21 protein-coding genes are annotated in these 17,006 nt (G+C 47.0%); 7 read left to right on the plus strand and 14 right to left on the minus strand.

Annotated elements, in window-relative coordinates:
* Positions 1-88: 88 nt before the first annotated feature.
* Together C7R94_RS09725 and C7R94_RS09730 are read right to left on the minus strand one after the other, a co-directional pair.
* Positions 89-340, minus strand: coding sequence for a YolD-like family protein (locus C7R94_RS09725; protein ID WP_047067380.1), 252 nt, complete (start codon positions 338-340; stop codon positions 89-91).
* 228 nt (positions 341-568) lie between these two features.
* On the minus strand, positions 569-1,543 hold the full coding sequence (locus tag C7R94_RS09730) for a bile acid:sodium symporter family protein (RefSeq protein ID WP_106780464.1): 975 nt from the start codon (positions 1,541-1,543) through the stop codon (positions 569-571).
* 177 nt (positions 1,544-1,720) lie between these two features.
* On the opposite strand from C7R94_RS09730, the gene C7R94_RS09735 reads away from it, so the two are divergent.
* Positions 1,721-1,957 (plus strand): hypothetical protein, encoded by a 237-nt coding sequence (locus C7R94_RS09735; RefSeq protein WP_047067384.1) that lies wholly within the window; start codon positions 1,721-1,723, stop codon positions 1,955-1,957.
* 134 nt (positions 1,958-2,091) lie between these two features.
* Here the strand turns inward: C7R94_RS09735 and C7R94_RS09740 are convergent, their stop codons facing one another.
* A complete protein-coding gene (locus tag C7R94_RS09740; protein WP_047067386.1) occupies positions 2,092-2,544 on the minus strand; it encodes a YhcN/YlaJ family sporulation lipoprotein in 453 nt (150 codons plus the stop codon).
* A gap of 617 nt (positions 2,545-3,161) precedes the next feature.
* Between C7R94_RS09740 and C7R94_RS09745 the strand changes: the two genes are divergently transcribed.
* From C7R94_RS09745 to C7R94_RS09760, 4 genes are all read left to right on the plus strand, one after another.
* Positions 3,162-3,836, plus strand: a complete 675-nt coding sequence (locus C7R94_RS09745) for an O-methyltransferase (RefSeq protein ID WP_106780467.1) — start codon at positions 3,162-3,164, stop codon at positions 3,834-3,836.
* A 173-nt stretch (positions 3,837-4,009) separates the two neighbouring features.
* Complete coding sequence (locus tag C7R94_RS09750; RefSeq protein ID WP_106780469.1) at positions 4,010-4,501, plus strand: GNAT family N-acetyltransferase; 492 nt, start codon at positions 4,010-4,012, stop codon at positions 4,499-4,501.
* Positions 4,502-4,580: 79 nt separating this feature from the next.
* Complete coding sequence (locus C7R94_RS09755; RefSeq protein WP_106780471.1) at positions 4,581-5,129, plus strand: GNAT family N-acetyltransferase; 549 nt, start codon at positions 4,581-4,583, stop codon at positions 5,127-5,129.
* 199 nt (positions 5,130-5,328) lie between these two features.
* A complete protein-coding gene (locus C7R94_RS09760) occupies positions 5,329-5,673 on the plus strand; it encodes a YkgJ family cysteine cluster protein (protein ID WP_106780473.1) in 345 nt (114 codons plus the stop codon).
* Between the two features lie 265 nt (positions 5,674-5,938).
* Here the strand turns inward: C7R94_RS09760 and C7R94_RS09770 are convergent, their stop codons facing one another.
* Positions 5,939-6,919 (minus strand): quinone oxidoreductase family protein, encoded by a 981-nt coding sequence (locus C7R94_RS09770; protein ID WP_106780479.1) that lies wholly within the window; start codon positions 6,917-6,919, stop codon positions 5,939-5,941.
* 101 nt (positions 6,920-7,020) lie between these two features.
* Here C7R94_RS09770 and C7R94_RS09775 point away from each other — a divergent pair, with 101 nt between their 5' ends.
* Complete coding sequence (locus tag C7R94_RS09775) at positions 7,021-7,986, plus strand: helix-turn-helix transcriptional regulator (RefSeq protein WP_106780481.1); 966 nt, start codon at positions 7,021-7,023, stop codon at positions 7,984-7,986.
* A 255-nt stretch (positions 7,987-8,241) separates the two neighbouring features.
* On the plus strand, positions 8,242-8,940 hold the full coding sequence (locus C7R94_RS09780; RefSeq protein WP_106780483.1) for a DUF4386 domain-containing protein: 699 nt from the start codon (positions 8,242-8,244) through the stop codon (positions 8,938-8,940).
* A 95-nt stretch (positions 8,941-9,035) separates the two neighbouring features.
* On the opposite strand, the gene C7R94_RS09785 is transcribed toward C7R94_RS09780, so the two are convergent.
* The 10 genes from C7R94_RS09785 to C7R94_RS09830 all read right to left on the minus strand — a co-directional run bounded on the left by C7R94_RS09785 (position 9,036) and on the right by C7R94_RS09830 (position 16,845).
* Positions 9,036-9,293, minus strand: coding sequence for an HPr family phosphocarrier protein (locus C7R94_RS09785; RefSeq protein WP_106780486.1), 258 nt, complete (start codon positions 9,291-9,293; stop codon positions 9,036-9,038).
* Between the two features lie 33 nt (positions 9,294-9,326).
* Positions 9,327-10,049 carry a KDGP aldolase gene (locus C7R94_RS09790; RefSeq protein ID WP_047067402.1) on the minus strand — a complete coding sequence of 241 codons (723 nt, stop codon included), beginning with the start codon at positions 10,047-10,049 and terminating at the stop codon, positions 9,327-9,329.
* Between the two features lie 5 nt (positions 10,050-10,054).
* A complete protein-coding gene (locus tag C7R94_RS09795) occupies positions 10,055-11,170 on the minus strand; it encodes a DgaE family pyridoxal phosphate-dependent ammonia lyase (protein ID WP_106780488.1) in 1,116 nt (371 codons plus the stop codon).
* Between the two features lie 40 nt (positions 11,171-11,210).
* Positions 11,211-11,861 carry a DUF4310 family protein gene (locus C7R94_RS09800; protein ID WP_047067406.1) on the minus strand — a complete coding sequence of 217 codons (651 nt, stop codon included), beginning with the start codon at positions 11,859-11,861 and terminating at the stop codon, positions 11,211-11,213.
* Positions 11,861-12,649, minus strand: a complete 789-nt coding sequence (locus C7R94_RS09805) for a DUF4311 domain-containing protein (RefSeq protein WP_047067408.1) — start codon at positions 12,647-12,649, stop codon at positions 11,861-11,863. Before C7R94_RS09805 ends, C7R94_RS09800 begins: the two co-directional genes overlap by 1 nt.
* A 21-nt stretch (positions 12,650-12,670) precedes the next feature.
* Positions 12,671-13,009, minus strand: a complete 339-nt coding sequence (locus tag C7R94_RS09810; protein ID WP_106780490.1) for a DUF4312 family protein — start codon at positions 13,007-13,009, stop codon at positions 12,671-12,673.
* A gap of 3 nt (positions 13,010-13,012) precedes the next feature.
* Positions 13,013-13,375: a glycine-rich SFCGS family protein gene (locus C7R94_RS09815; protein ID WP_007727312.1), complete on the minus strand. Its 363-nt coding sequence runs from the start codon at positions 13,373-13,375 to the stop codon at positions 13,013-13,015.
* 32 nt (positions 13,376-13,407) lie between these two features.
* Entirely contained in the window at positions 13,408-13,665 is a 258-nt protein-coding gene (locus C7R94_RS09820) for a hypothetical protein (protein ID WP_233220514.1), read from the minus strand.
* Positions 13,666-13,769: 104 nt separating this feature from the next.
* The gene (locus tag C7R94_RS09825) at positions 13,770-14,915 is read right to left on the minus strand and encodes an amidohydrolase/deacetylase family metallohydrolase (RefSeq protein WP_106780495.1); all 1,146 of its coding nucleotides are present in this window, start codon (positions 14,913-14,915) and stop codon (positions 13,770-13,772) included.
* The gene (locus C7R94_RS09830) at positions 14,875-16,845 is read right to left on the minus strand and encodes a BglG family transcription antiterminator (RefSeq protein ID WP_106780497.1); all 1,971 of its coding nucleotides are present in this window, start codon (positions 16,843-16,845) and stop codon (positions 14,875-14,877) included. The genes C7R94_RS09825 and C7R94_RS09830 overlap by 41 nt, the downstream gene beginning before the upstream one ends.
* Between the last annotated feature and the right edge of the window lie 161 nt (positions 16,846-17,006).

Consider the following 17,006-nt stretch of genomic DNA (forward strand, 5'->3'; position numbering starts at 1 on the left):
TTTATGACAATTACACTTCCTCCTTTGTGCAAAAAAGAAAAGAAGCCTTACGATGAATGGTTTTCATGTAAGGTTTCTACACACACACCTATGCTTGTACATTAATAATCTTCTCCATCTCTATCCATTGGCTACCCGTTTGGTTTGCTAATTGAACACGTCTCGCCTTCGGGTCTACCCATTTGACCACACCCCACATGCTGCACGTATTCCCCCGCTCCCCCTCAAAAGACACACACCAGCTCACATTCAAGGGATAATTCTCTCTTGCCGAATCTCGCAGCATATACATAAATGCCTCTCTTTCTTCGTTCGTTACTTCAAGATTGCTGTTAGCCACGCTTTTCCACCCGCCTACTTACGAACATTTGTTATCCAGATCCTCATCCTGTGTGGGAAATTGTAATTACATTATAGTGAATACGAACATAAGTTCGCAACTCTTTTTTCCGATTTCTTTAGTTGAACCGCATGACAGCCTATGAAAGGTTCGTTCTGCCAAGTCGCGCATAAGAATCTGTAAGAAAAAAGCCGTTTTCCCATTGGTGTTGGAAAACGGCTTTTACTTTTAGCTTGATAGTTCCTGCGCTTGATGCTGCGGTCTTTTCTCGACCAGCTCCAAAAATTTCCCGAAGGTAGACGCCAGTATTTGTTGAAAAAGCATACCGAGAACAACGGGAAGAGCAACAGGCGCTGGGAAGTACGTGATCGCCATAACTGCCCCTGCGCTAATGTTTCTCATTCCACTGTTGAAGGTTAACGTGACGATCACATCACGCTCCCATCCGAACAGCCTTGCGATCCCCCACCCCATTAAATAACCTAAAATGGCTACTACCAGTACGAGTACCGCCATCCCCACCAGTTTCGCGTCCATCATATGAAAGTAAGACGAGACCATCGAGCTGTTGATTGCGACGACTACACCCATTCCCATCTTAGAAAATGGCGCTAATTTTGGTGCCAGCGTTTTTTTGACGTTCCCTTTTGACAAATGATTGAGCAGCATACCGACAAGTGACGGCAGCACGATCATATAAAATAAACCTTTCATCAGTTCAGCCAAATCCATCTCGACTGTTGCCCCTAAAAACAAGGACATCCCCAACGGAACAATCAATGGAGAGAGCATCGTATCCAACAAAATAATAGATAGCGTCAGTGCGATGTTCCCAAAATAAATCGATGACCACAAAAAGCTCGTGATCCCTGTGGGAATTAAGGCCGCCAACAAAAAGCCCGTGATGACATGGATATCATCCGGATAAAACAACCGAGCCATTGACCAAGCAACTAGCGGCATAAGTACATGAAGAATCATCAAATTGACGATTAATGGCAGCGGTCTGGTCAGTACCTTAGCAAATTCTTTAAATCCTGAACCCAAACTGCCGGTAAATGTCATGAAGGCAAACACCCAAGGAGACAAAAAAGCATACGGCTGCAAATGTGTCCCGGCTATTACGCCAATAGCAACACTGCTCGGCGTTAGGATGGGCATGATTTTCTCAAGCGATCGATTCAGTTTGGCTAACCCGTTCATTTGATACACCTCAAGTCTCGTCCTTTGATGCTATTAATGTGAGGTATGTTATCATGAACAGATTATTGTTACAAGACCAAAGTTCATTATTAGATTGCATACGCATCATTTATTCTTATTTCACCTTGCATACTTTCGCACATGGGGGTAAAGCCTATGACGGAAAGGAGGTATTTTATGAACGGAATGGATTGGGTAGAATTTATCCGAAAAACCGAAGATAAGATGTATCACCTCCATCGAGCGATAGATGGAATCTGTAATGATCCCGACTATAAGGAATCCGTTACAACCTTGACGGAAGTAGTAAGAGATTATCAAGTCCTCGTGGAAAAGGCCAAGGGTGAATTACGCGGCATTGACCTCCATCGAGATCGAGAGCGCGCGCATCATTACGATCATGATCATCACTAGGCTATATAGACTCCCAATCAGGGAGTTCTTCTTCGTTGATAATTACAGAATTTTCATTTCGTTTTCATTGTTCAGTCAAAAAGAGAGCAAGAACCTCACTCTACCTATGTAGTGTGTGAGGTTTGGGAGATCGGCTAGCCCTTCATTTTCTTTTCAATTTCTTTTAAGGATTTCTTCTTCTGGCATGCCTCTTTTACATCGGTTGGCCACTGTTCTTCACTCAGCCTTTGCAAATCTTTTAACAATCGCTTGTCAGCTGTCACGTGAATATTGGCGTCTGGGAAGGCCTCTTTTAATTTCTTTCCGACTTCTTTTTGAATCGATTCCAGCTTGAACCGATTAAAATTCGTTACTTGAATAGCCACATCGAGCTCTTTATCGATTTGCACAGCCACGATTTTGTCTATGCCCTTCACGCTAGCTGTAATCGACCTCGCTCGCTCTTCCCATTGATAATGTCTGACGGGTACAGGCATGCACAACGGCTCCGCTTCCGCTTTTTGCTTCGTTTCGGTACCAGATTGCTTCGTACATCCCGTTACGGTCAAAGCAAAAGCCAGTGTCAGCACCACAAAAGTTGCCCGCACGTTAAAACACCTCCTGACCAAAATCACCTGTTACTAGCTTGACCTTGAACGGAGGAAGTATGTAAAGAAAAAAAGCGGTGACTCCTCTGCATAATTTGAGTCACCGCGGACCCCAAGAACATTACGAGTCCTATGTACAAGGATATAAAAAATCGCATCGAAACGCGATAGGAGATAACTGGATATGAAATGGAACAAAAAAAATCCCAACCAACAAAAAGTGGTTGGGGCGTACGGGGTAGTACGCGTAATGTCATACGTGAATGATATAATCATATAGGACTTGTTTTCTGTTGACAACGAACAATAATAGGTACATTTGCCTATAGATGGAATAAAAAAATGGCGCCGACTTAGACTGCATCATTTAGTCGGACGCGTGGAATAGAATCCCCAAGGTTGGATTATACTAGCTAGCTTGGATTACTTTTCTATTATCATGAAAATTCAACGATCACGCTATGCGAAAATAATGGTAACAGGTGAAAATCTTACCTATAAGGGTTGATCTACCTTAGAAACCTCCGGCTGAAAAGTGTTAATTGTTATAAAAAAGCCAGCCAGAAGTTGCTAGTCGTGTTATGATATCCCTGTAAATTCTTGAGGGAGTTGAGATCATGAATAGAGAGCAATGGACAGCGGTCGATCACTATTTTACGGATAAATTACTGGAAGCCGATTCCGTTCTAGACACAGTTCTTCAAGTGAACACAGCTGCGGGTCTTCCAGCTATTGATGTAGCACCCAATCAAGGTAAATTCCTTCATCTGTTAGCACGGATCCAAGGCGCTCGTTCGATCTTGGAAATTGGCACTCTCGGTGGATACAGTACCATCTGGTTAGCCCGCGCACTTCCTGCAGACGGTCGTCTCATTACTCTCGAATATGATCCGAAACATGCAGAAGTTGCACAATCTAACATTACCCGCGCAGGACTGGATCAGATCGTAGAAGTGAAGGTCGGACTCGCCCTTGATTCTCTCATCCAACTGCACAAAGAAAATCAGGGGCCTTTTGATTTTATTTTTATCGATGCAGATAAAAAAGGGAACCCCGACTATTTTCAATGGGCATTAAAGCTCTCTCGCAAAGGTACTGTGATTATTACGGATAATGTTGTACGAAGTGGTCAAGTCGTGGACGAAACAAGCACAGATCCCAATATTGTCGGTGTACGTCAATTCACCGAGATGGCAGCTGAAGAGCAGCGTGTCAGTGGAACTGTTGTACAGACAGTTGGCAGCAAGGGCTATGATGGCTTTGCGATCATGCTTGTCACCGGGGAGAATTAGTCCTTTTCACTTTCAAAGGTTGTAACGAGTAGGAGTGTGTACATCTTGTTTAGGCTTTGTTTACCTAGCTTTATGCTCATCGCTAATGTCATTTTGGTTCTCACGGTACTATCGATGATTATCAAAGTGTTGGTGAAGAGAGAATAGCTGATGTTTTTCGGAGGTGCTTTTCCTTGGAGCCATTGCGTGATCGGTCCCTTGATTTACGTGAAGTAACAGAGGCAGATCTCCCTATATTTTTCACTCAGCAATTGGACAAATATGCTCATGAGATGGCGGCCTTTACTGTTAAGGACCCTGAAGATATAGACGGTTTCACCGCTCATTGGACAATGATTTTAAACAATGATTCGATTGTGAAAAGAGCCATTGTCATGAATGGGCAGATTGTCGGTAATGTTTTGTGCTTTGAGCTGTTTGGCTTGCCTACGATTGGATACTGGATTGACAAAAGCTTTTGGGGCAAAGGAATCGCGACAAATTCACTTTCTCTCTTTTTAGAGGAACTCCGAATACGTCCTGTCTATGCGCGTGTCGCTCATGACAACATCGCATCCATTCGTGTTTTAGAAAAAAACGGTTTTCAGCCGTTCGGTGTCGATCGAGCGTTTTCGGAAGTACGAGGCGAAGAAGTGGAAGAACTCATTCTGATCAAACACACATGAGGTCAGAGCCGCTTACCGAGAGCGACTCTCCTCTTTTTTATGCAGCCGATCATTTATTAACCGGAAAGGGATATCCTACATGCAAGCAACGATATCTGCCATGCACTTAGAAACAGAACGCCTTATCATTCGTCCTTACACAGAGGACGATTTAATGGAATCTTTTGAACTCATGCAAAACCCAGAGTTGTTCACCTACCTGCACATGGACGTAATGCCACTGGAAAACTACAAACGCTTATTTCACTGGCTACGAAGCAGTTATGACACCCCTTTTGACCAGCCTTTTAAATATTCTGTGGCCATACGGGAAAAGGCAACTGGCAGGTTTATTGGCTGGTGTGGTGTTGGCGTTCTCGATTTTCTGGCTCCGGAAAAAGAGCTCTATTATTTAATTGGACGGGATTATTGGGGGAACGGCTACGCTTTTGAAGCTGCCTCCGCTCTTACTGCGTACGCATTTGATGTAATCGGATTGGATCGCTTGTACGCAAAAGCACACCCAGACAACAAAGCATCGCGGCGCATCATTGAGAAGCTCGGCTTCACGTTTGAACGTGTCTTAGAGGGCCTATCTGGGGATGACGAGGACTGCAACGGTGAGTGGTTGTATGTTTTGACGAAATAAACAAGCCATTCGTTCGAAAGCATTCGTCAAAATCTTCCTACATATGTTATAATAAAAGAACAGTATTCACTTCTTACCGAATTTTTGTATGACCCACACAATTGAATGCAGCAGTTCTAAAGATGATCTCCGGAATCAACGAGGATCATCTTTTTTGTTCTTTCTAGCAAACATCACATGACGAAAGGTTGTAGATGAGATGGAAACATTGCCTTGTCAAGGCTGTAAAGGATTGTGCTGTGGACCTGTTCCCATAACAGAGAAGGAGTTTAAAATGATAAACAAAAAGTTGAAAACGCTTCCAACAAAGCTCCGCGACGATCTGAAGAATCAACCGAGAATGATTGGGACTTGTATCTTCTACGACATGAAAAAAGATCAGTGTGGCATTTATAGCGCTCGACCGGAAGTGTGTCGCGCTTTTGGATATCACAAAGACCTTGTTTGTTTTCGCAAACCGGAATTGGCGACGAAGGAACCGCTGACCTTCAAGGAGAAATCGATTGGGTATTTGAGTATTGATTTTACTTGGAAGCATTTTTGAAGAAGACCGTACAAGGGGTGCCGGGAATAACCGAGACACAAAAAGCTTGGACGTACTTCGAGATGGGCATCTTGGAAAATCTTTTGCCTAAATCTAGTTTATCTGCGTGTGTTGCCCTCATTATAGAAATTATGGCAGACGGGCGAGATCGACCAGCAAATTATTGACTGTTTGGGCAACAAAATGCACGTTTTAGGGCCGTCCAATCTAAGTAATGCGATTGGACGGCCTTTGTATGATAGATGGACAGCTTCCTTTGTTATCTTTATTCAGCTACCGTTAATTTCAGGCAGATTTTCCCCAAGTAATGGCTGTCGATTGTAGCATGAGCTTCAGAGGCATCTTCTAGAGCAAATAAATGGCTGACATGAACGGATAGTCGATCGCGTGTAATGTACCTATGAAGTCTGCCAATGATTTCAGGATCCGGTTCGCCGTTATATCCTTCTAATTTGATTCCTGAGGATATCCGTAATTCAGGGCGTATCCCATAAGGATAAGCGACGCGTCCTCCTGCACGGATACAGCCTAATGCATGATTTGCGGCCTCTCCTGCTGCAGTGAACAGAGCCGCGTCGAATCCATCTGGGGCAAATTTCATTGCCATCGAAATGATATCCCCATCTTTTCCATTTACGACCGCATCACAGCCTAGCTTCTTTACCATCGCTACACCGTCTTCACCTGAAGCAATCGCAAATACACGGGCTCCCAGGCTTTTCGCGAGCTGGACCGCCATATGACCAACCCCTCCGCTTGCTCCGAAAATCATGACAGACTCTGTTTGTTGAAGTTGTAATACATCTTCCAGTCCGCGTAAAGCGGTAATCCCGACCCCGGATATGACCGCTGCTTCCTGCCTGGTTAATCCCTCCGGAATACGCGACACATATTGGGATTTAACAGCTGCGTACTCTGCATAGAAGCCGCCTTTGGGATTCAGAAACCCAGGTGCATAGACCAGATCTCCCAAGTCAACATTTGAAACCTTCTCCCCTCGTGCAACAACCGTGCCTGATCCTTCGGAACCGAGAATATAAGGGAATTGCGGATTCATACCCAGCATTTCCGCGTATCCGCCTTGTCGTTCGAATGCGTCCCATTCTCCCACACCGGCATATGCTAATCGAATCAACACGTCCTCCGAACCAATTTTAGGCATATCGACCTCCTGCAGCCGCAATTCTTCCGGCCCCCCAAATCTGCTCAGCACTACAGCCTTCATCTTATCTGGAACCTTATTCATGAATACCTCCTCAAATCATCCCATGTTATCTTGCATAAATGAATCTACCATAATAACATGTCAATAGTTGTCATGGTTAATAAAGAAGGAGCGTATCAGTGATGTCCAAAGCCAAGTTGCTGTTCGACCTTATTATGTATGTGAATGCCAGTCGCCGTTTCACGGCCCAAGATGTGGCTCACGAATTTAATATTTCTGTACGGACGGCTCATCGGTATCTGACTGAATTAAGTGAGATGGGCGTTCCGCTCTATACAGAACCTGGCCGCAGCGGTGGTTATCGCGTACTGGATAATCGGATATTACCCCCCATTCTCTTTAACGAGAACGAAGCATTTTCCATCTTCTTTGCATTTCAATCACTGAAATATTACTCATCGCTGCCCTTTGAGATTGACATCAACTCGGTATCGAAGAAGCTTTATACGAGCCTGCCCGTAGATACGAGAAAGAAGATCGATCGCCTCGAAGAGGTTTTTTCATTTTGGAACCAGAAGAGAAGCATCCCGTCTAAATATCTGAAAGAGATCGTGGAAGCGGCCACCGAGCACCAAGTCGTTCAAATCAAATATATCTCAAAAGACAGTACTTCTTTGAGAGAAGTGGCTCCAATTGGCGTCTACGCCTATGATGGCTTTTGGTATATGCCTGCCTTCAATATGGACACCAACGAGGTAAAACTGTTTCGTACGGACCGAATTGTAACACTCAACAAGTTAGAGCGGATTTTTGTTCCGACGATCTCACTTCAGGATTGGCTGCTTAGCCATACCGAACTAGAACCAGCTACATCTGTACGGCTTTATGTTGAGCTATCCAGAGAAGGACTTCGTCAGTGCCGAAGCCAGCCTGGGCTGGAACCACATATCGTCATGCAGAATGAGGATTTTGGTTATCTAGACACGGTTATTGATCACAAGGAAATCGAATTCGTCTCCCAGTACTTTTTCCGGTTAGGTACTGAAGCTAAAGTAATAGAGCCAGAGATGATCGTGGATCGTATAATCAAACTCTCCCAAAAACTTTTACAGCATTACACAGTAACGAATCAGACTAACAAGCTATAAATAGTGATGTTCATTGTGCAGTGACTAGTTAGACAGAAATAAAAGACTCAACGTCAAAATGAAGCAAAACATGGATCTCAACTGAATAGTAATGTTATAGACAGCGTCATTAACCAGTCCTTCCCGTTCGTTCACGTACCTATTATTGAGTAATATACTCGTCTTCACCCTCTAGACTTGATACGCGATAAAAAATGCCGAAGGAGGCAGCATTCCTTCATCCGCTAACGGCAGTGTAAAAGAAGGAGGCAAATTATGTTGAGGAAGAGTACAAATGCAGGTAGAAGGTCTGCAATAATGACTGGGGTGTTATTAATAGCGGGGTTGATTACAGGTATATGTAGTGTTGTTCCTGTAATAGATGGGGCAGACTACCTTGTCATGGCTTCTCCAAATGAGAACCAGGTACTAATCGGAGCATTTTCCCAATTGTTGATGGTGGTTGCATACGTTGGTATTCCAATCTTGCTGTATCCGATTTTAAGTAAGCATAACAAAGGCTTCGCTCTTGGTTCTGTTGCTTTTGGCATCATTGCAGGTGTGTTCATTATTCTTGGTGTAATCATTCTTCTGTTGCTATTGACAGTAAGCCACGAATTTGTAAAAGTTGGCACTTTGCATGTATCGTATTTTCAGACCCTGGGTGGATTGTTGCGGGAAGGACGTGATTTGGTAAACCATGTCGCAACGACACTGGCATTCGTTTTGGCTATGTTCTTGTTCAACTACATATTTTACCAAACAAAATTAGTTCCACGCTGGTTGTCAGTCTGGGGTCTTATTGGGTCTACATTGTCCATATTGGCAAGCTTGTTATTTATGATTCGCTTCATCGGTCTGGATACAACCTATATGGTTTTGAACATTCCAATAGCCTTTCAACAATTGATTTTGGCTATATGGCTAATCATTAGAGGTTTCAACCCCATGAAACAGGATTCTGTAACCAATTAAAATGAGTATTCTATTGCTAAAGAGCGTAACAATAGAGGAAGGGATATCTCAAAGATTTCACTTGAGACATCCCTTTTTCTTTTACACTCATCCCTTTATTCCACGCTTGCCAAAACGCGCTCCAACGCATTCAGTGCCTGCTCCGCATCGGCACCATCCGCAGTCAAGACGACCGATTGTCCTTTCGACACAGCGAGGGACATGACGCCGATAATACTCTTGGCATTCACCTTCTTCTCATCCTTGTTCAATTCAATTTCACTGGAAAACGAAGCGGCCACTTTCACAAACACTGTAGCCGGACGCGCGTGTAATCCCTGTGCCAGCTGAACGATGACCTGTCTCTCTCTCATCTGATTCACTCCTATCCCTTTCTTGTAATATAGCTACAGGCCTTCTATAGCCGTCAGCAGTTCTTCTACCTGATCCAAACGAGTCAATCCCGTTTCCCTGTCGACGATGGATGTATAAATGTGCGGAATGACCTGTCTTGCACCTGCTTCGAGACATACCTCCACAATCGGACGAATCGAAGCTGCATCAATCCCGCCAGTCGGTTCAAAAACGGGAATCCCGTAACGTACGGCTGCTTCTGCCATCGCCTTGATTTCATTCAGCCTTTCCAGCCCGTCTACTGGATAAAATTTGACCGAATGTACGCCAATCTCCGCCAGCATCGCGGCGGCTGCATCGCAAGAGAGCAATTCAGACACTTTGTTGCTCATGGGTCCCGTGGTGACTTGAACCTTTCCTGATTGTCCACCGGGGGCGACCAATGCATTCACGATGGTATGTGTGTTGCCAACTGCTTGAAGCCCGCCGAGCGTGTAGCCTGCTGCCGGAAATACCTGATTGACGTGATCCGGTTGTGTCTGCACCGCAACTTCAGCGACCTTTTTCCATTGTGTAGGATCACCTGCGCCCAGCCCTACGGACACTGGTACACCTGCTTGCTGGTATTGTTCAACAGCAGCTATTGCTGCTTCTACGGACGCAAATCCTTTGACCAAGATCCCGATCAGAGCGCGGCCATCAGCCACGGAGCATATTTGTTTTGCGTTTTCTACATCCCTTGCCAAAACGTTTAAACGAATTTTCGGTGTGCCCACTTTTGTTATTCTCCTTCTCCCTGTTTTTGCAGCAGTTCCTTCATTCGCGCTGCAATAATGTGTTCTTGCCCTTCGTGAAACGGTCGTGGATCAAAAGCAATCACGCCCGTATTCACGTAATGGTTACGGGTAAAAATAGCCGGATTTCCTTGCTCCAGTTGGCATGTAAGCTCCCGAGCTGTCATTCCCGTCACTCGTTCGTCAAGCTGGACTTGCACACGATAGATCGCCCGGCCTGCCTCATCCTGTGCGATCAATGCTTTCACACCGGGCAAGCTGTTCAGTTCCCCTGTCAGCCACTCCACTCGCCTGCGCTGCTCCGGAACATTTTGTTTCTCAGGATCGTACTGCCCAAGCGCTGCAAGCAAACCCGCAATGGCTTCCTTTCCCACCTTCATCGCACGACCAATGCCTTTATATTGCGCGCGACATGCGGCAACCAGATCGGCACGACCTGCGATAAACCCAGACGTTGGTCCACCAATTGCTTTCCCGCCACTGTAGATGACGAGATCGGCACCCATCGCTACATAGCGCCGCAGATCCTCTTCCGCAGCTGCATCGACTATTACCGGCAGTCCAAACTCCCGCCCGAGTTGAATCATTGTGTCTAACGACTGCATCCCTTTTTGGATCGCATGGTGAGATTGAACATAGAGCAGTGCTGCGGTTTGATCATCAATGGCTTCTCGCAAATGGTCTGCTTCTACGTGATTGGCATGCCCGACATCTACGACTTTCCCACCACCCAGAGCAATCATCTGTTGAACGGAAGCGCCGAAATGCACCGCGTGTCCTTTTTGGATGATGATCTTGTTATTCAACCCTTCGGAGTAAGGAAGCTGCTCGATCAAACTCAGATGGCAACCAGCTATAACCGCCGCTACACTGATGGCAATGCCTGCAGCTGCTCCTGAGGTAGGACAACCGTCTTCTGCTCCGGTTGCCTCTGCGATATGACGACCTGCCACAATCATCAGCTCGCTTATTTCTACATAATCCATGGCAGCTTCTCCCATGGCCTGTGCGATAGAAGGATGGACGGCACTTGCACCCAGTGCCGTCATCTTGCCGCTTGCGTTAATGACTTGCTTCAAGCCTAATTGCTGATAGATACCCATGGTTTGCCCACCCTTCCTGTGAAAACGCTTCTCTCTATCCTCATTGTGTCGGAATCGGGAAAATGGCACCGAAGATCATGGCTCCGATAATCGCACCACCCGCAATTGGTTTATTGTAATAGTAGAAAATCGCTGCTCCTGCTGTTGCGCCGAGTCCAACTGGAATCGAAGCCATGATCGCAGAGATGATGATTAATGGACCTAAGTAACGACCTGCTGCGTTTCCAGCTCCCATCATGACATCTGCGCCAAAGGTGGAGTTCGATGCGTTGATCGTATACTTCCGAATCAAAATAATCACGGTACCAATGATGAAGCCCAAGAATGCACCTGTCGCCAGCGCCAAAGGAAAAGAAGTCAACGGAGCTGTAAAGCCTGCCCCCAGCATTAACGCTGGAACGCCAATCCCAATCCCTGTTTGCAACGAGCCGCCAATATCGAGAATCCCAACCAGCGGTCCCTCCAAAATACGAGCAAACAAAAAGCTCGCACCAAACGCGGCTGCCGCACCGTATCCGCCACCCTTGATCCCCGCCTCCAGCATCGCAACGATGGCGATATCGTTAAAGGCACCGACATGATATACATAGTAAAGATGAGTACCCGCAAAGATTCCTGAAGACAAGCATGCCACAAAGAGGGGAAATGCCCATTCTGAATACCAAAATCCTTTTGCCTGCAATTCACCCATTACTTTTTCACCACCGATCCGAATGTTTCGTGAAGCTCTATCAACCACTGTGGAATTTCAACGTACATACTCTTCAAGAGCGCGACATCAAAACCTCGGAAGAAGCCACTGAATACAAACAAGAGAATGACTGCAATAAACATGGATTTCGTAATTTTGTTCCAACCACTGTCATCCAGACCTTTACCGATCAAAATACCCAAGACGATTCCAGGCACCGCATTTCCCATGACCAAGTGCGACAAACCGCCCAAGACCGTTCCCCAAATCCCTGTCCGTTTTCCTGCATCCATCGCCGCCATCCAGAACACAATCGGCATGATCGGGTTGATCAACCAGTTCGCAGCCGGGACCAGTACCTTCGTCGCTACGAGCTGCATTGATTCGGGAATCGCCGTTGCAGTGGAATTCAACACGGTAACCACAACGACACCAACTGCTGCTCCGGCAATCGCCATTTGCTTCGGATTGTGCAGCGTCTCTGCAACATTCTTGTTGCGCCAGAGCAACACGGCCGCCGCCCAGTTCGGGATGACGCGATGATCCACATCTTGCGTCAACGCACCAGCACCAACAACAGACGCCCACGAGTTAAACAAAAAGCCAAGACCAAATGAAAAGTGAGAAATGGGATCGCCCGCACACGCGTTCAGCTCTCCAAAAGTCCGGAATGCTCCCATCCCTTGGACATTGGGTGCATGGAACATCCTCGCTGCCCCCGCACCAACACCGAAGCCGACCAATGCCCCGATGACGATCGACTTCAACACAATCATCAAAGTAACCATGAACCTACCCCCTGTCTGCTTCTATCGCTGACGAACCAACTGCCCTATACCCGCAGTTTGCTCGGTCTGTTGCTGAAACGTTATGTTTTCTACCTGTACCAGACCTAGCCTCACTTGAATATCTACGGTGATGTCATACCGCGTCCGTTTGCGTGGGAAGAACAAACCCAAAAATCGCTCATGCTTCACTGTTTCTGTCGCAGACACTATGGAAACTCCTACAGGTTCGATTCTCACGACCAAATCATTCGTCTGTCTCGCCACTACATGCTTGATTTGGGAAAAAATCTTGTTGAAGGCTCCCTCTTTGGTATCGCCACTGCCGGATAATCGGAAGGTCTGCGTCATCTCCGTGTACATGGATTACTTCCCTCCCAGCTTGATGTATTCTTCCACCATCCGTCTGCCCAGCTCTTCTGTATCCATAAAGCCAAAGCCAATCACTTTTTTGCCACTGCGCAAGGCAGTAATACCAGCATCCACTGAGCGCAAGCCATACTCGACCGGAAAACCATACTTGGTCTTGGCAGTCAGTGCCCCAGCCCCGCCACTTCCGCAAAAAGACAGCCCAAGATCTGCACTCTCACTGACCATGACATCTCCTACCTTCATATCCGCGCCAACACCTGGAATGACGATCGCGGTTCCGCCTGCGGCTTCGATTCCTTTTGCGATATTCTGTCCCTTACCCAGACGATCACCAATCACGATTTTTACTTTAGACATATACAAAACCTCCCTATATTCACAGCAATGTTTTAAGATGGCCCCATCTGCATGGCACGGATGGCTTCAAAATGAACAGCCAATAGAAATGCTTCTGTATCATCTGCCTGCCACGCACTCTTTTCTTCCGCGAGTACTTTGTGCGAGAGCGTAACCATATCAGGATGAATTTCGGCGAATAACTCCGCTTCAATCACGGGCAGCTTTTCACCGTTTGTCATCCGGCGTACAAATGCTAGCACATGAGCACCGATGGCCAGCCAGCGATCTCGCGGTATATGAGTCTCCATGAGGCGGAACTCCTCCTCAATCTTCCGGAGAATCTGCCTTGTTTCAGAAATTTCAGATAAATAATCCGGTATTGTCTCAGCCAGTTCCTTTAGAATATCATCAATCATTTGCATGTCAGTACCTTTCCCGAAGTAATCGCTTGATAAGCCGCTACTCTTTCCTTTGTCTCCAACGTTTCTTGTTCACTGTCCGTCAACATTGTCGTCTCTTTTCTGATCTGCAATATGGATACGTCCGCGCATGCCCCTACCTTCAACGTCCCGATTTCGTTTTCCAGCCCGAGAATTCGTGCAGGAGCAAGCGTACTCGCCGCAATCACCTCTTCGAGCGAGTAGCCCATGGCGAGAAACTTCGTCAGTGTGTGCGTCAAGCTGTGCACAGGACCGTCGATATTGCGCTGGTGAACATCCGTGCTAATGACATGCGGCATGATGCCTTGAGCCTGCGCATGACGCAGTGTTTGGAAGCTGAAGCTCGCTTCACCGTGCCCGATATCGAGTAAGACTCCCCTCTCCAACGCGTCTTGCGCCTCTGGAATCAACTCGCCTCGTTCGTCGAACATCCCTCCTTTTTTTCCGTGAAACGCATGTGTCACCACGTCTCCTCGGTCTAGCAGAGGCAATATTTCCGTGAGTTTTGGCGGAGCGTTTCCGATGTGCACCATCATAGGTACGCCCGCTTCCCTCGCCGCTTCCTTGGCTATGAGCAATGGTTGTATGCAATTTTGCTTAACGACAGAACCGCTCATGCGGGCTTTTATCCCTCGTAATATCGGCTGTTTTCTTATGAGGGCAGCCGCTTCTCTCGGGGTTAGCCGTGACATGTCTGCGAGCTCCCCGCCGCCTGTGCACAAGCCATCCCCCGAAATGTTCAGAAATGCCAGAACACGAGTAACAGAAGGGTACACTGCTTCTTCAAGAAAAGCATCAAACGACCATAGCCCGACACTGCCAGCATCTACGACGGTTGTTACTCCTTGCTCTACCCCGACCTGATCCGCGGGTACGCCCAAATTCGTCTTTGTCGGAAAAACGTGTGCGTGCAGATCGATCAGACCAGGTGTCACCACATATCCCTCTGCATCAATCATCTCCTTGCCTTCCAGATTCATCCCTTGATCATCGGTTGTCTTCCCTTTCTCATACAACCCAACGATCTGCCCTTCCCGAATAGCAAGATCATAGTGCCCGTTCAGGTTCTGGGAAGGATCAATGACCCGTCCGTTGCGTATGAGTAGATCCACTTTCACTCTCTATCGTCCCCTTTCCTGAAAAATAGCGCATGATGGCGGTCACTTCACTAGGCGGAACTTGGAGGTTTGCCTCAGCCATCAATTGGTTCAGCTTTTCTCGCCATGCCTTCCATTCTTTTGATTCCGCCTCAGCCGACGATTCCCACTCCTCCTGATAGGGCGAACCAAAAGCTAATCGATTCACCATCAGCAGCAGGTGCAGCGTCAGTCCGCTTGCCGTTTGTTCCGTTACGTACTCCCGGAAAGCAGTCACGATTTTTTGACTGATCTCATACCCTTTGCAGATGACATCCTGGGACAGTCTCTCCACCACGGGCAAATCTGACGGATTGAGTTCAACAGTCAGCGTGGGAAACCAGGCTTCCTTGCGAGCATTCACATCCTGCTGTCGATTGCCTCCCTCCACTTGCAAAGCTTCCAGACAGTTCTGAATCTGGTTGATATCTTGGCGGGTTGGAAGAGGACTGACGATCACAACTGGCACCTCGGCTTTGATCGGCAGTACGCTGATGATGACATCCACGCGACGACTCGCCAAATACTTCTCTACCTCTGTGCTGGAACACAGGCCTACGACCCGAAGTGAACGCAATTCGCTTTCCAGATACGTTTTCAAGAACCGTGAAGTACCTCTGCCAGTTCCGCAAACGACGAGCGCATCTGCCTTTTTCTGCTCCAGCCAGCGATCATAGCCTGCTTGGAAATGCAGGACAAAGTAAGCAATGTCGGCGTCAAGCCAATAGACCCCGCGATGCCAAAATACTTCTTCACAAGAGCGTTTGACAGCATCAAACATGCGTGCGTATGAACGGCGAATCTCCTCCGTCAGTGGATTCGCAAAAAGAACTCCCTGACGATAACGGTTCAAACTGTCATCCAGGTGAGCAAAAAGCAGTCTGACCAGTTCCTGATCCTCGTACAACGGTGCCAGCATCCTTCTACTAACCGCTTCCGACAGCTCCTTAGTTGCCTGGAAAACGTCCAAAACAATCCTCCCTGCTCTCGCCTCTCTTGGCACCTGGTCGGTCCCTAACAGCGGAAGACACGCATACGCAATCTCGTGTTCGGGAATATCGACGTTCAATCGCTGACATAATGCTCGAACCTCGTGTGAAAACAGCTCATACCCGCTCCAATGCCTCGCCTCCCCCATCTCGGCATCATCCGCAGTGACCAATTGGCCCCGCTGTACACGATGGACGACAATGCATAAGCGTATCAGTAAACTAATCAGCGCTCGGTCTGCCAGCGTCTCCGCAGCGGCATCCATCCATGCTTTTATGCTGCGAATGATCTCCCCTAATTGTGTCCGGCTGATCAGCCATTTCTCCAATAGCGGACCAGTTCTCGCTTCTTGTCCATTTTCTAAAAACATCCCCTGTACCATCCGATACATGTCGATTCCATCCAACAAATCGTGAATCAAGTTTTCGAGAGCATACCGCTTATGCCGCTCACTCCCGTCCACACGTACACCGTACCTTTGCTTCGTGACGAGCTCAAGACGCCAGCCGTCGAGCAGTTTTTCCGCGTCCTTGACATCGGCAACGACGGTATTTCGACTGACTCCCATATGGTCAGCCAAATCGTTCATCCGCTGATACCCTTCCGACAGCAGAAGAATGAACAAAAAGTGCTTAACCCGATCCTTTTGTGGCAGAATGAGCGTCTTGCTGTCATCACTTTGCAAATTTTCCTTCAAAGCATTTCGATGCTCTTGTTCTTCCGTGATCCACAGCCCTTTATTCGGTTGAGAATGGAGGATGACATTTCGTTCCTTTAGCCATTGCCTGACGTTCTCAAGATCGTACTTGACGGTCCGCTCGCTTACCTGGAAATCGCGCGCGACGTCCTTAATTTTCAGCGGATAGTAGCTGTCGAGTATCACCTTCAGTAATGCATGGGAACGTGTGGTTAAAAAGACCATTCCTTTCTCCTTTCCATAAAAAGCTGTGTCCTTGCTTGAGATTCATTATAGAAAACGCTTTCTCGGTGGTAAAGAACGATTCCTTTCCCCATCAATCGTGCAATTTTTGCAATTATCAGTTCGATTCGACACCACTAAAAAAGATGACCCCGGTTAAAAAT

It is taken from the genome of Brevibacillus sp. NRRL NRS-603, assembly GCF_003013445.1.
Classification (GTDB): Bacteria; Bacillota; Bacilli; order Brevibacillales; family Brevibacillaceae; genus Brevibacillus; species Brevibacillus formosus.

Coding starts and splice junctions, on each gene's coding strand:
- C7R94_RS09810 (WP_106780490.1), bottom strand. CDS start 13,009: ATGTACACGGAGATGACGCAGACCTTCCGATTATCCGGCAGTGGCGAT.
- C7R94_RS09820 (WP_233220514.1), bottom strand. CDS start 13,665: ATGGAGACTCATATACCGCGAGATCGCTGGCTGGCCATCGGTGCTCAT.
- C7R94_RS09730 (WP_106780464.1), bottom strand. CDS start 1,543: ATGAACGGGTTAGCCAAACTGAATCGATCGCTTGAGAAAATCATGCCC.
- C7R94_RS09800 (WP_047067406.1), bottom strand. CDS start 11,861: ATGGGTGAATTGCAGGCAAAAGGATTTTGGTATTCAGAATGGGCATTT.
- C7R94_RS09780 (WP_106780483.1), top strand. CDS start 8,242: ATGTTGAGGAAGAGTACAAATGCAGGTAGAAGGTCTGCAATAATGACT.
- C7R94_RS09815 (WP_007727312.1), bottom strand. CDS start 13,375: ATGTCTAAAGTAAAAATCGTGATTGGTGATCGTCTGGGTAAGGGACAG.
- C7R94_RS09735 (WP_047067384.1), top strand. CDS start 1,721: ATGAACGGAATGGATTGGGTAGAATTTATCCGAAAAACCGAAGATAAG.
- C7R94_RS09775 (WP_106780481.1), top strand. CDS start 7,021: ATGTCCAAAGCCAAGTTGCTGTTCGACCTTATTATGTATGTGAATGCC.
- C7R94_RS09785 (WP_106780486.1), bottom strand. CDS start 9,293: ATGAGAGAGAGACAGGTCATCGTTCAGCTGGCACAGGGATTACACGCG.
- C7R94_RS09760 (WP_106780473.1), top strand. CDS start 5,329: ATGGAAACATTGCCTTGTCAAGGCTGTAAAGGATTGTGCTGTGGACCT.
- C7R94_RS09755 (WP_106780471.1), top strand. CDS start 4,581: ATGCAAGCAACGATATCTGCCATGCACTTAGAAACAGAACGCCTTATC.
- C7R94_RS09770 (WP_106780479.1), bottom strand. CDS start 6,919: ATGAATAAGGTTCCAGATAAGATGAAGGCTGTAGTGCTGAGCAGATTT.
- C7R94_RS09745 (WP_106780467.1), top strand. CDS start 3,162: ATGAATAGAGAGCAATGGACAGCGGTCGATCACTATTTTACGGATAAA.
- C7R94_RS09795 (WP_106780488.1), bottom strand. CDS start 11,170: ATGGGTATCTATCAGCAATTAGGCTTGAAGCAAGTCATTAACGCAAGC.
- C7R94_RS09805 (WP_047067408.1), bottom strand. CDS start 12,649: ATGGTTACTTTGATGATTGTGTTGAAGTCGATCGTCATCGGGGCATTG.
- C7R94_RS09830 (WP_106780497.1), bottom strand. CDS start 16,845: ATGGTCTTTTTAACCACACGTTCCCATGCATTACTGAAGGTGATACTC.